General features: G+C 67.1%; 11 protein-coding genes. 6 read left to right on the forward strand and 5 right to left on the reverse strand.

Translation table 11 applies throughout. The annotated features are described in order from the left end of the window. Genes lpxA through lpxB form a run of 3 tightly spaced genes read left to right on the forward strand, consistent with a single transcriptional unit; the run spans position 1 to position 2,819 of the window. The gene (gene lpxA / locus F1654_RS11900) at positions 1 to 789 is read left to right on the forward strand and encodes an acyl-ACP--UDP-N-acetylglucosamine O-acyltransferase (protein WP_150023781.1); all 789 of its coding nucleotides are present in this window, start codon (positions 1 to 3) and stop codon (positions 787 to 789) included. A gap of 1 nt (position 790) precedes the next feature. Further along, positions 791 to 1,645, forward strand: a complete 855-nt coding sequence (locus F1654_RS11905) for an LpxI family protein (protein WP_150023782.1) — start codon at positions 791 to 793, stop codon at positions 1,643 to 1,645. Beyond that, entirely contained in the window at positions 1,632 to 2,819 is a 1,188-nt protein-coding gene (gene lpxB, locus F1654_RS11910) for a lipid-A-disaccharide synthase (protein ID WP_233205275.1), read from the forward strand. The genes F1654_RS11905 and lpxB overlap by 14 nt, the downstream gene beginning before the upstream one ends. 1,172 nt (positions 2,820 to 3,991) lie before the next feature. On the opposite strand, the gene gltA is transcribed toward lpxB, so the two are convergent. Both gltA and gltX read right to left on the reverse strand, forming a co-directional pair. Next, the gene (gltA, locus tag F1654_RS11915; protein ID WP_150023784.1) at positions 3,992 to 5,296 is read right to left on the reverse strand and encodes a citrate synthase; all 1,305 of its coding nucleotides are present in this window, start codon (positions 5,294 to 5,296) and stop codon (positions 3,992 to 3,994) included. 61 nt (positions 5,297 to 5,357) lie between these two features. Continuing rightward, the gene (gene gltX, locus F1654_RS11920; RefSeq protein ID WP_233205276.1) at positions 5,358 to 6,755 is read right to left on the reverse strand and encodes a glutamate--tRNA ligase; all 1,398 of its coding nucleotides are present in this window, start codon (positions 6,753 to 6,755) and stop codon (positions 5,358 to 5,360) included. Between the two features lie 124 nt (positions 6,756 to 6,879). Here gltX and F1654_RS11925 point away from each other — a divergent pair, with 124 nt between their 5' ends. After that, complete coding sequence (locus F1654_RS11925) at positions 6,880 to 8,088, forward strand: serine hydrolase domain-containing protein (protein ID WP_199200565.1); 1,209 nt, start codon at positions 6,880 to 6,882, stop codon at positions 8,086 to 8,088. Positions 8,089 to 8,090: 2 nt separating this feature from the next. Here F1654_RS11925 and F1654_RS11930 read toward each other — a convergent pair whose 3' ends face one another. Continuing rightward, a complete protein-coding gene (locus F1654_RS11930; RefSeq protein WP_150023787.1) occupies positions 8,091 to 8,639 on the reverse strand; it encodes a YceI family protein in 549 nt (182 codons plus the stop codon). Positions 8,640 to 8,769: 130 nt separating this feature from the next. Then, complete coding sequence (locus F1654_RS11935; protein ID WP_150023788.1) at positions 8,770 to 9,945, reverse strand: deoxyguanosinetriphosphate triphosphohydrolase; 1,176 nt, start codon at positions 9,943 to 9,945, stop codon at positions 8,770 to 8,772. Positions 9,946 to 10,042: 97 nt separating this feature from the next. Here F1654_RS11935 and erpA point away from each other — a divergent pair, with 97 nt between their 5' ends. Both erpA and F1654_RS11945 read left to right on the forward strand, forming a co-directional pair. After that, positions 10,043 to 10,372, forward strand: a complete 330-nt coding sequence (gene erpA, locus F1654_RS11940) for an iron-sulfur cluster insertion protein ErpA (RefSeq protein ID WP_150023789.1) — start codon at positions 10,043 to 10,045, stop codon at positions 10,370 to 10,372. 19 nt (positions 10,373 to 10,391) lie between these two features. After that, the gene (locus F1654_RS11945) at positions 10,392 to 11,063 is read left to right on the forward strand and encodes a nitroreductase (RefSeq protein ID WP_150023790.1); all 672 of its coding nucleotides are present in this window, start codon (positions 10,392 to 10,394) and stop codon (positions 11,061 to 11,063) included. On the opposite strand, the gene F1654_RS11950 is transcribed toward F1654_RS11945, so the two are convergent. Further along, on the reverse strand, positions 11,060 to 13,117 hold the full coding sequence (locus F1654_RS11950; RefSeq protein ID WP_150023791.1) for a S9 family peptidase: 2,058 nt from the start codon (positions 13,115 to 13,117) through the stop codon (positions 11,060 to 11,062). The two genes, F1654_RS11945 and F1654_RS11950, sit on opposite strands and share 4 nt — an antisense overlap. Positions 13,118 to 13,148 lie beyond the last annotated feature (31 nt).

Raw genomic sequence — 13,148 nt, forward strand, 5'->3', positions numbered from 1 at the left:
ATGTCCAAAATCCACCCCACCGCTCTCATCGACCCTTCCGCGCGTATTGGCCAGGACGTGGAGATCGGCCCGTATTGCGTGATCGGCCCGCATGTGGAGATCGGTGCGCGCACGCGGCTTCTGTCCCATGTTTCGATCCAGGGCTGGACGCGCCTGGGCGAGGATTGCGTGCTGCACCCCTTTGTGGCGGTGGGCGAGCCGCCCCAGGACTTCAAGTACAAGGACGGCGAGGTGCGTCTGGAGATCGGCGTGCGCAATACGCTGCGCGAGCATGTCACCATGCATCTGGGCACCCCCACCGCGCGCGGCGTCACCCGCGTGGGCTCGGGCGGGTATTTCATGGTCGGCTCTCATGTGGCCCATGACTGCATCGTCGGGGACAATGTGGTGTTCGCCAATAACGCCACTCTGGGCGGTGAATCCACCGTGGGTGATTTTGTGATCATGGGCGGGCTTTCGGCCCTGCATCAGAAATGCCGCGTGGGGCGCTACGCCTTCATCGGCGGCGGCGCGCCGGTCACGGGCGATGTCATCCCCTACGGCATGGTGGATAATGACGGCTGGCTGGCCGGGCTCAATCTGGTCGGGCTCAAGCGCCGGGGCTTCTCGCGCGAGACCATCCATAATCTGCGCGCGGCCTATCGCCTGCTCTACGCCGAGGAAGGCGCCTTCAACGAACGCATCGAGGATGCTGCGCGCCTGTTCGCCGGCGCGCGCGAGGTGATGGACATCATCGAATTCATCAAGGCGCCTGCGGCGCGTCCGCTCGCCATTCCGGAACCGCGCTGACATGGCCCGGCCCTGGTCCAGGCTGGGCCTGGTGGCCGGCGGCGGAGACCTGCCGGTGCATGTGGCCGAGGCGGCGCGCGCGGATGGCCGGCTGGGCGCGGTGGTCGCGCTCAAGGGGTTCGCCGACCCGGCCCGGTTCGACAGCGCCAGCGAACGCCGGCTGGGCGAGATCGGCGCGATCCTCAAGGACTTTGAAGCGGCTGGCTGCGATGCGATATGCCTTGTGGGCCAGGTGGCGCGGCCCGATTTCAGCCAGCTCAGACCTGACCTGAAGACGATAAGCATCCTGCCGCGCATCATGGCCGCCGCCACGCGCGGGGATGACGCCCTGCTGCGCGCCGTGATCGCCGTGTTCGAGGAGGAAGGCCTGATCGTGGCCGGCGCTGACGAGATTGCCGGCGAGCTGACCGCGAAGCCCGGTTATCTCGGTGCGGTGCGCCCGGATGAGGCCGCGCGCGCCGATGCGCTCAGGGCCCTGCATGTGGCCGGTGTGATCGGCTCGGAAGATATCGGTCAGGGCGCGGTGGCGTGCGCGGGGCTGGTGCTGGCGGTGGAGGCCCAGGAGGGCACGGACGCCATGCTGGCGCGGGTGGCGGCGCTGCCCGAGACGCTGCGCGGCACGCCGCAGGCGCGCCGCGGCGTGCTCGCCAAGCGGCCCAAGCCGGTGCAGGAGCGCCGCATCGATCTGCCCGTCATCGGCGTATCCACTGTTGAAGGCGCTGCGCGCGCGGGGCTGGCGGGCCTTGTGGTTCCCGCCGGCGGGGCGCTGATCCTGGGCGCGGATGCGGTGGCGCGCGCCGCCGGGGCGCATGGCCTGTTTGTCTGGATCACGGACGGCGATGATGGCCCGGCCTGAGCGCATTTTCATCGCCGCCGCAGAGCCCTCGGGCGATGTGCTGGGCGCGGAGCTGATCGACGCCCTGCGCGCGCGGGCGCCGGACGTGGTCATCGCCGGTGTGGGCGGCGCCCAGATGACGGCGCGCGGCGTGGTGTCTCCCTTTGATATCTCCGAATTGTCCGTGCTGGGCATTGCCGAGGGCGTGAAAGCCTATGGCCGGGTCAAGGCGCGCGCAGCCGAGACGGCGGCGGAAGCTGCGGCCTTCGGCGCGGACGCCGCCGTGCTGATTGATTCCTGGGGCTTCATGGTGCGCGTGGCCTGGCGGTTGAAGGCGGATGCGCCGGAGATCGCCCGGATCAAATATGTCGCCCCTCAGGTCTTCGCCACCCGTCAGGGGCGGGCGAAAACGCTCGCTGAAGCGGCCGATCATCTGCTGGCCATCCATCCCTTTGACGCGCCGTATTTTGAACCCCACGGTCTGACCACGACCTTTGTGGGCAATCCGGCGCTGGCGCGCGACTTGTCAGGTGACGGGGCGGCGTTTCGCACTCGACATGGCATTGGCGCGGATGAAGAGATGCTGCTGATGCTGTTCGGCAGCCGGCGTTCGGAGCTGGAGCGCCTGTTCGAGCCCTTCGCGGCGGCGGCGGGCCGGCTGAAGGAAGCCCGCCCCGAAACACGCCTGGTCACCGTCCTGTCGCCCTCCATCGCCGATGCGGCGCGCGCCCTGATCGCGGCCGAGCCGTCCCTGTCAGAGCTGATCGTGGTGGACGGGGCGCAGAAGCTGGACGCTTTCCATGCCGCCGATGTGGCGCTGGCCTGCTCGGGGACGGTGACGCTGGAGCTGGCGCGCCTTGGCGTGCCCACCATAGCCGCTTACCGGGTGGGCTGGGTGACCTGGTTCCTGGCGCGGTTCTTCCTGATGAAGGCGAAATATATCTCGCTGGCCAATATCGCCGCGGATGAAGCGCTGATCCCTGAATACATCCAGATGGACTGCACCGGCGACCGGCTGGCCGGGGCGGCTTACGCCATGCTGGAGGATGCGCGCGGCCGGGCCGCCTTGTCAGAGCGCCTGCGCGAGGTGACGCGCGTCATGGCCGGCGAGGGCGGCGACCCCGCGACGGTGGCGGCGCGCACAGTGCTGGATCTGGTGCGGGGCGGTCACGGCTCGCCATCGGGCCCGGCATGAAGCTCGGGTATGGCTGGCAATCCAATGCGGAACCGCATTTAAATCGCGATGAATAGAAAAACAGCCAAAATTCTTTTATTCGTTATATCTATAAACGCTTGCGGTCAGATCGATTGATGTGCTTGGCGGGCTGTATTTTTATACATTGATGATTTTAGCCCTGTTTTATAGGGGTCCTGTCCTGATGGCTGTTGTGATTATGGCATTCTTTGTCAGTGTGTTCTTTTATTATACTGGCCGGGCAAGATAAATAAGAACGGCCCGTCCTGGGGCATTGGCGACCGGGCGCCCGCCTTGCGGCGCCCCAACTTATCCCCGCCCTCTCCCCTTGCCTGCATACTCCCCTCACTCGCCCCGCAGGCGGGGGCGCTGTCGCGAGGCGTCCGGCAGTTGCGCGGGGCGGGGACGGCGCCTCGAGCGTCCGGGTGACGCGCCCGGCGCAAAAGAGCGGGCGAGGCGGCCTGGCCGCCGCCTCACGGCCTGTTCGGACGGTGGGCGCCGGTGATGTCCATCCGGACGTGCCCGGACGTCGATTCCCCCAGCCCAGCCGCTGGGCCGGGCCACGCGCCTCGCTGCAAGGCCAGACCTCGGGGTCCATCCCCGGGTCCCGCTTTGGGGCCAAGGCGCGCGGTCAGGTTCTGGGCCGCTGGGGGCGGGCCTCGAGACCAGACATCGCCGGCGCGCCTGATGCGTGAACCGGCGGGGTGCAATCGACCCCGTCCACGCCCGTTCGGCAGTGACGTCCTGCGGAGATAATCTGCGGGAGCCGAAGCCCGGATAACGCCGTCCGCGCGCGGCGGGTCCTGAAGGACCTGCCGGCCATACTGCCTGGCCTTGTCGCCAGGCCACAGCCACGCAGCCGGTCCGCTTGGGGACCCGCCGCGCGCACCCCGCCATCCCCGCCGGCCGCAAGGCCGGGCGGTGGTTTGGCGTGGACGCGATTGGGGGGTGAGTGCAGAGGGGACTTCTTTCCTCCCCCGCCTGAGGGGAGGGGAAAAGGAAGGCGCATCTTGTTTCCCTCCCCTTGAGGGGAGGGTCAGGGTGGGGTGGAGTGGCAGCGCGTGTACATTTGCCAGTTGCCGCCTTGCGGCGGCGCCCCCCGGCTTCGCTACGCCAATCCACCCTTCCCACTACGGGGGAGGCGATAAGACAGCGGCATCCCGCCCTGAGAACTACCGGTCGCCCAGCTTCACATAGGCGCGCTCGGGCGAGCCGGTGAAGACCTGGCGCGGGCGCCCGATCTTCTGGCTGGGATCCTCGATCATCTCGCTCCACTGGGCGATCCAGCCCACCGTGCGCGCCAGGGCGAACAGCACGGTGAACATCTCGGTGGGGAAGCCCATCGCGCGCAGCGTGATGCCCGAATAGAAGTCGATATTGGGATAGAGCTTCTTCTGCACGAAATACTCGTCTTCCAGCGCGATGCGCTCCAGCTCCATGGCCACCGCCAGCAGGGGCTCGTCGCGCACGCCCAGCTCGTCGAGCACGGCATGGCAGGTGTCGCGCATCACTTTCGCGCGCGGATCGTAATTCTTGTAGACCCGGTGGCCGAAGCCCATCAGGCGGAAGGGATCGTTCTTGTCCTTGGCCTTGCGCACATATTCGGGGATGCGGTCCACCGAACCGATCTCCTCGAGCATGGTCAGCGCGGCCTCGTTGGCGCCGCCATGGGCCGGGCCCCACAGCGAGGCTATCCCTGAAGCGATGCACGCGAACGGGTTGGCGCCCGACGAGCCGGCCAGGCGCACGGTGGAGGTGGACGCGTTCTGCTCGTGATCGGCGTGCAGGATGAAAATCTTGTCCATGGCGCGCGCCAGCGTGGGGGAGACCTCATAATCCTCGGCCGGAACGGCGAAGCACATGCGCAGGAAATTGCTGGCGTAGTCGAGATCATTGCGCGGCGTGATGAAGGGTTGGCCGATGGAGTATTTGTAGGCGCGCGCCGCGATGGTCGGCATTTTCGCGATCATGCGATGGGCCGATATGGTGCGCGCCTGGGGATCATTGATGTCGGTGGAGTCGTGATAGAAGGCGCTCAGCGCCCCCACCGTGCCGACCATGATCGCCATCGGGTGGGCGTCGCGGCGGAAGCCGCGGAAGAACTGGTCGAACTGGTCGTGCAGCATGGTGTGGCGGCGGATCGTCCAGTCGAAATTGTAAAGCTTGTCCTTGGTGGGCAGCTCGCCGTGCAACAACAGATAGGCCACCTCGATAAAGCTGGCGTTTTCAGCCAGCTGCTCGATGGGATAGCCGCGATAGAGCAGCACGCCCTTGTCGCCGTCGATATAGGTGATCTGGCTTTCACAGCTGGCTGTGGAGGTGAAGCCGGGGTCATAGGTGAACACGCCCGCATCGCGGTAGAGCGTGCGGATGTCAATCACGTCCGGCCCCACCGAACCGCCCAGCACGGGCAGGTCAAAGCTTTTGCCATTGATCGTGAGCTGGGCGGCGCCCTTGTTCTCAACCTTGTTTTTCATCCTGGCATCCTTTCTTCAACGCACGGGCGCTCCTGAAGGGGCGTCGCCCCCGGCGCGTCCGTCAAATCACATCATCGAGCCGGGCCAGGACTTCTTCGCGTCCCAGCACGGCCAGTACAAAACCCATATCGGGCGCGGGCGCGCCTGCGGTGAGCGCGGCGCGCAGCGGCGGCCCCACCTTGCCAAAACCTACGCCTTCAGCCTCAGCGAAAGCTTTCAGTTGTGCGCCGAGCGCCGGCTCGCTCCAGTCCTTCGCCCCGTCCAGCGCGCTGCGCAGGCGGGCCAGCCGCGCCAGCGCCTCTTCATCCAGCGCCTTGGCCGCCTTGCCTTCAATGGCCAGCGGACGCAAGCGCAACATGAAATAGACCTGGTCTTCCAGCTCGGCGAGGGTTGAGGCGCGCTCCTTGAGCATATCCATGGCCGCCGCCACCCAGGCGCGGCCCGTATCATCGAGCCGCAAGCCCGGTTTTGTCTCCAGCCGCGCCCAGAGCAGATCCGTCAGCCGTGCTGAGTCCGCGCGCTTCATATGGAAGGCGTTGACGCTGGCCATCTTGTCGAAATCGAGCCGGGCAGGGGCCTTGTTCAGCCCCTCCAGATCGAAGGCGGCGGCCATCTCTTCGTCGGTGAACAGCTCCTGATCGCCCTTCGACCAGCCCAGGCGCAGGAGATAATTGCGCAGACCCTCGGGCAGATAGCCCATGTCGCGATAGGCCTCCACGCCCAGCGCGCCATGGCGCTTGGACAGCTTCTTGCCGTCCGGCCCGTGAATCAGCGGGATATGGGCGAAGACCGGCGACTGCCAGCCCAGCGCGTCATAGATCTGCTGCTGGCGCCCGGCATTGGTCAGGTGGTCATCGCCGCGGATGATGTGGGTGACGCCCATATCATGGTCATCGGCCACCACGGCGAGATTATAGGTGGGCGCGCCGTCCGAGCGCAGCAGCACCAGATCGTCGAACTCCTTGGCCGCCCAGCGCACCTCGCCCTGCACCGCGTCGGTGATGGCGGTGTCGCGGTCAGGCGCGCGGAAGCGGACCACATAGGGCGCGTCCGGGCCTTCAGACGGGTCGCGTTCGCGCCAGGGCGAGCGCAGGGCGCGCCCTTGCGCGAACGCCTCGGCGCGCAGCGCCTCGACCTCTTCAGGCGTGCACCAGCAGCGGAAGGCCGCGCCGCGCGCCATGAGCTGGTTCACAATTTCGCGATGACGATCCGCCCGGGCGTGTTGCGAGACCGTCTCGCCATCCCAGTCCAGGCCCAGCCAGCCCATGCCGTCGAGAATCGCCTGCACGGCGTCATCGGTGGAGCGCGCCCGGTCGGTGTCCTCGATGCGCAGCCTGAACTGGCCGCCATGGCGGCGGGCGAACAAGGCATTGAACAACGCCGTGCGGGCGCCGCCAATATGCAGATAACCCGTGGGCGAGGGCGCAAAGCGCGTGATGACGGTCCGGTTGTGTTGCACTTGCGAAGGGGTGTTGCACTGCGAAGGGTGGCATGACTTAGCACGCCGGGCGCGCGCAGTGATAGCCTCCCCTTGCCGTTCAGGCCAAGATGACCGGACAAAGACTTTTTCAGGGAGACTGACCATGGGCATGATCACCACAGCGCTGGGCGCGGGCCTGGCAGGGCTGATGCTGAGCGGCGCGGCGCTGGCGCAGGAGGCCTATCTGCCTGCGCGCGGGGATGACCAGTGGGAGCGGCGCGATGCGGCGGCCATGGGGTTTGACGCCGAAGCGCTGCAGGGCGCCATTGATTTCGCCATCGCCAACGAGACCCGCCATGATCCTGAGCTGGAGGCGGTCAGCCCGGCGCGTGATCTCACCGTCAGCGTGCCGCTGACCTGGGCGTTCGAGCCCCATTCCAGCCCCATAGGCCCGCTGGCGCCGCGCGGCGCGCCGTCGGGCGTCATCGTGCGCGGCGGCTATATCGTGGCCGAATGGGGCGAGCCGGAGCGGGCGGACATGACCTTCTCCATCACCAAAACGGCGCTCAGCCATGTGGTGGGGCTGGCGGTGGATGACGGCCTGATCGCCAGCGTCGATGATGCGGTGGCGCCCTATGTGGACGATGCGCGCTTCCATACCGATCACAATGCGCCGGTCACCTGGGACCAGATGCTGCGCCAGACTTCGGGCTGGTGGGGCGAGCTTTACGGCAAGCCGGCCTGGGCGGACCGTCCCTCGCGCGAGGACCCGGCCTCCAAGCTGCGCGCCGGACCGCCCGAGCCGGGCGCGGCCTATGAATACAATGATGTGCGGGTGAATGCGCTGGCCCTGGCCGCGCTGCATGTGTTCGGCGAGGAGCTGCCGGATGTCTTCCGTGCGCGCATCATGGACCCGATCGGCGCCTCGGACACCTGGTCGTGGCGCCCTTACGACAACGCGCAGGTCGAGATTAGCGGGCGCGCCATGATGGCCTCCACCGGGGGCGGGCACTGGGGCGGGGGGCTGTTCATCTCCGCCTATGACCTGGCCCGGCTGGGCCTGTTCGGCCTTCACCGGGGAAGCTGGGGCGATGACCGGCTCCTGTCAGACAGCTGGTTTGAAGCCTCGCTCACCCCGGGCGAGCATGCGCCGGGCTATGGCTATATGAACTTCTTCCTCAACCAGCCGGACGGTGAGGGGCCGGGTTTCCGCGTGGCCAACGCGCCGGCTGCCGCCTTCGCCTATCTGGGCGCCGGGACCAATGTGGTCTTTGTCAGCCCCGAGCATGATCTGGTGGTGGTGGTGCGCTGGATCGACCGGCTCCAGACCGGCGCGGTGCTGGAGCAGATCATGGCGGCGATACTGGAATAAGCTCAGCCCGCGTCGGCCTCGATATGGACGCGCACGCGGACCGCCTCGCCCACATTATTGGCGCCCCAGCTGGCGGCGCTGATGCCGAAATCGGTGCGTGACAGGTCGAACCCGCCACGCGCCACGGCGCGCCCGCCGTCGATCTCCAGCGTGAAGCTCAGCACGGCGGGGCTGTCCGAGCCGCGCACGGTCAGGACGCCATGGGCCTCATAGCCCTCATCGGTGGCGCGCACATCTTCGGAAGAGAAGCGCGCTTCGGGATGGGCGCGCGGGGCCAGTCCGTCGCCGGACAGAAGGGCTTGCTGATAGTCGCTGATATCCATGGCGCCGCTGGCGGTGCGCACCACGGCCTCGATGCGCGCCGAGGCGAGGTCTTCAGGATCCAGCGTGATCTGGGCGTCGAAATCGTCAAAGCGCGCCTCGGCCGGGGCGCCGAAAATGGCGATCTCGAAGCTCACCGCGCTAGCGTCATGGTCCAGCACCCAGTCCTGGGCGCTGGCGGAACTGGCGGCGGCGATCATCACGGCGAGGCTGGCGGCGGTCAGGCGCATGGGGAGGACCTCGTTGAAGCTTGTGGTCTTGCAGGCCGATGGGTCCGGTCTGTCAGCCCAGTAGATATGGAAGCCGGGCGCACAGACAATGCGCCATGCCTGAAAAGGCGTGCTTCCCGGATGGAAACGCTCAGCGCCAGCCGTCGACGCTAAAGAGCTTGCGGTGCTCCTCCACGGCGTAGCGGTCGGTCATGCCGGCGATATAGTCGCACACCGTGCGCGCCGTGGCCTGGCCGCTCGCGCCATCGCAGGACGCCTGCCAGGGCGTGGGCAGGAGCTGGGGATCGCCCAGGAAAGCCGTGAACAGCTCACGCACCACCCGTTTGCCCTTTTCCTTCATGCGCTTGACCTTGTAGTGCAGATACAGGTTCGCATAGAGGAAGCGGCGCACCGCGGCGAGCTGTTCGGTCATGCTTTCAGAGAAGGCGACCACCGGCTGATCCAGCGCGCGCACCGCTTCGGGGTTGTCCGCGCCGCTCTCAGCCAGGCGCCGGCGGGTCTCGGCCAGCACGTCGGCCACCATCAGCCCGATCAGCTCGCGCACGGCTTCGTGAATGAGGATGTCCTCGCTGATGTCCGGAAAACGTTTGCGCACGCTGCGGAAGACCGGGCCGGCCAGCGGCAGGTCCATGAGCTGGTCCAGCGTCAGGATGCCCGAGCGCAAGCCGTCATCAATGTCGTGATTATTATAGGCGATGTCGTCGGACAGGGCCGCGATCTGGGCCTCCACCCCGGCATGGGTGTGCAGCTCCAGCTCGCGCCAGCGCTCATAGGCGCTAAAGCCCCAGGGCAGGACCTCCGGCCCGTCGCCCTTGGCCATCAGCGGGCCGTTATGTTTGACCACGCCTTCGAGGGTTTCCCACGAGAGATTGAGCCCTTCAAATTGCGGGTAGCGGTGTTCCAGCTTGGTGATCACGCGCAGGGTCTGGGCGTTGTGGTCAAACCCGCCAAAGCGCGCCATGGCGTCCTGCAGCGCATCTTCGCCCGAATGGCCGAAGGGCGGATGGCCCAGATCATGGGCCAGGGCGGCGGCTTCGGCCAGATCCTCGTCAACGGCCAGCGCGCGCGCCAGCGTGCGGGCGATCTGGGCGACTTCCAGCGAATGGGTCAGGCGCGTGCGGTAGGCGTCGCCCTCATGGGCCACGAACACTTGCGTCTTCTCTTTCAGCCGCCGGAAGGCGCTGGAATGGATGATGCGGTCGCGGTCGCGCTGGAAGGCGGTGCGCATGGCGCTTTCAGGCTGCGCAAAGGCGCGCCCCCGGCTGCGGGCAGGGTCACAGGCATAGGGTGCGCGCGGATGGGTCATCGGGCAGGGTCTTCCATGACGGGCAGTGGCGGTCCATATACTGTGGTGCGCCGGTAAACAAAAACCGGCAGCGGCGTTTAGCGGAGCAGAGGCGAAGATGAGCGACCCGCAGATCACCCTGTCAGAGACGGCCGCGCGCCAGATCAAGGCCGTGCTGTCCAGCCAGGACAAGGCTTTCCTGCGCGTCTCGGTGGTGGGCGGGGGCTGTTCGGGCTTTTCCTACAAATACGATCTCGAAGCCGAAGCGGCGGGAGACGATCTGCGCATCGAGCGCGACGGCGCCACCGTGCTGGTCGATCCCATGAGCGCGGAATTCCTGGCCGATTCGGTGATCGACTATGTGGACGAACTCATCGGCGCCAGCTTCCAGATCCGCAATCCCAACGCCACCGCCGCCTGCGGCTGCGGGGTGAGCTTCGCGGTTTGATCCTTAGAGGGCTTCCCCAATGACCGTTTCCGAAGCGCTCAAGGCGCGCATCTCCACGCGCGCCTTTCTCGATACGCCGGTTTCCAAGGCCGATATCGAGGCGATTCTGGAGGAGGCGCGCTGGGCGGCGTCGGGCGGCAATGTCCAGCCCTGGCATGTGATCGCAGTAGCCGGCGAGGCGCGCCAGCGCGTCATGGACGCGGTGCAGGAGAAGCTCAAAACCGACCCCTTCGCCAATGAGGCCGATTTCCCGGTCTATCCCGAAAGCCTGTGGGAGCCTTACCGCTCGCGCCGCTTCCAGGTGGGCGAGGACATGTATGCGCTGCTGGGCGTGCCGCGCGAGGACAAGGCCGCGCGCTTCGCCCATCTGATGGAGAATTACCGCTTCTTCGGCGCGCCCCAGGCGCTGTTCTTCGCCATTGATGCGCGCATGAACCCGAACCAGTGGGCGCATCTGGGCATGTTCATGATGTGCGTGTGCCTGGCGGCGCAAGGCCGCGGCCTGGCCACCTGCATGCAGGAAGCCTGGACGCCCCATTGCCGCACGGTGGGCCAGGCGCTGGGTGTTGAGGCGCCGCTGAAAGTCTATTGCGGCATGGCCATCGGCCACGCCGACCCGGACGCTGTGGTCAACACGCTGCGCTCACGCCGTGCCGAAGTGGACGAGTTCACCCGGTTTGAGGGCTTCTAATCCGCTTCTTCCTGCCCGCCATGCTGGTTGAACCAGGCGATGATGTGGCCGGTCTTGTACAGCAGGCGCGAGGGCCGGGAATCGGCGATGCCGTGATAGGTCTCGGGGATGCGCACCAGGCGGCTTTCAATGCCGCGGATCTGGAGCGCGTTGAAATACTGTTCCGACTCCCCCACCGGCGTGCGCCGGTCCTCGGCGCCGACAAACACCATGGTGGGAGCGCTGACATTGCCGACCAGCGACAGCGGCGAGCGGCGCCAGTACTCTTCCGGTGCGTCCCAGGGCGTCACGCCGAACCAGTAGCGGTGGATCACCGGCCCAATATCGGAAGCCAGCGCAAAGCTGGTCCAGTTGATCACCGGCTTGCCCACGGCGGCTGCACGCCAGCGCTCATTGGTTCCGATCAGCCAGGCGGTCAGCACGCCGCCGCCCGAGCCGCCGGTGACGTAAAGCCGGTTCTCGTCGATGAAGCCGCGCGCGATCAGGGCGTCCACGCCTGATTCCAGATCATCCACGTCGTTACCTGGATAATCCTTGTCGATGAGGTTGGCGAAGTCCTGGCCGTAGGAGGTTGAGCCGCGCGGATTGGTGTAGAACACCACATAGCCCGCCGCGGCCATCAGCTGGACCTGGCCGGAGAATTGCGGCCCGTAGGCGGTGTGCGGCCCGCCATGGATTTCAAGGATCATCGGCCATTGGCGCGAGGCATCGAAACCGGGCGGATAGGCGATCCAGCCCTCGATCTCGCGCCCGTCCGCCGCGCTCTCCCAGGTAAAGCGCTCCACACGGGCGAGATCGCGCGCGCCGAGCACGCCGGCATTGAGATCGGTCAGGGTACGCGCTGCGCCCCGGCGCTGGCCGGCGCCCACATTGGCCAGATCCTGCGCGCTCGCCAGCGGCGCGGCCCAGCGGCCATTGCCTGACACCGAGAACATGCCCGTGGTGTAGGGCCGCCCGATGGTCAGGCCGCCAATGCGATCGGTGATGCGGTCCAGCCCGCCATTCAGACCGGCATAGGCCAGCACGGTATGACCGACATCGTCAAAGCGCACCCAAAGCCCGCGCCCCGAGCCGTCCCATTCGGCCTGGGCGACGCCCCGGTCGAGATCGGAGAGCAGGCGGCGCGGCTCGCCGCCGGAGAGGGAGACCGTGTAGAGCTTGTTGTCCTGATGGGAGAACTCCTCGCGATAGGTGCGCAGGAAGGCCAGCGTGCGCCCGTCCGGGCTGACGCGGGGCGCGCGCGCGGCGCCGGGCAGATCGGTGATCTGGCGCTTGGCGCCATCTGCGGCGCGCACGGCCCAGATATGCGCCGTGCGAAAATCAAATCCGTCCTCGGCCTGCCCGGCATGGCTGAACAGGATTTCGGCGCTGTCGGCGGTCCAGCTGAGCCCGCTGACCGATCCGCTCTCCACCGAGGTGATCTTGCGCGGCGCGCCGCCATCAATAGGCAGGACATGGATTTGGCTCGCCCCGGGCGGCAGATCGCCGATGCCGTCAGACTGATAGGCGAAAGTCTCGTCCACGCGCGGCAGCGGCGCCCATTCGGCGCCCTGGGGCCGCTCGGGCAGGCCGATATCCACCTCGATTCCGCGCGCCGGCGCGAACATGGTGAAGGCGATCTGCGTGCCGTCGGGCGAGACCGTGATCTGGGAGGCGCCGCGCGGCAGGCGCGCCAGACGCACAGAGCGCGCATCGCTCAGCCAGGCCATGCGCAACTCGGTGCGGCCGTCCTCATTGGACAGATAGACCAGGCGCGAGGAGTCCGGCGTCCAGACCGGGCTTGAATAATCGCCCGCGCCGGTGACCAGCGGGCGGTGGCCGCTCCCGTCGAAATCCACCACCCAGATCGCGCCGCGCATGCGGTCGGTCATGATGTCGGCGGAGCGGCGCTGATAGGCGATGGCGCGCCCGTCCGGACTGATCTGCACGTCAGCGGCCATTTCCAGGCTGAATACGTCCTCAAAACGCATCGGGCCGTGAGCGGCGTCATCGGCGATGGCGGCCGAGGCCGCCGCTCCAAGGGTGAGGCTGGCGGTGAAAGCGAGCAGGATCATGGGCTTGCGGTCTCCTGATGGGATCACCGCG

Source organism: Alkalicaulis satelles (genome assembly GCF_008630495.1).
Taxonomy (GTDB): domain Bacteria; phylum Pseudomonadota; class Alphaproteobacteria; order Caulobacterales; family Maricaulaceae; genus Oceanicaulis; species Oceanicaulis satelles.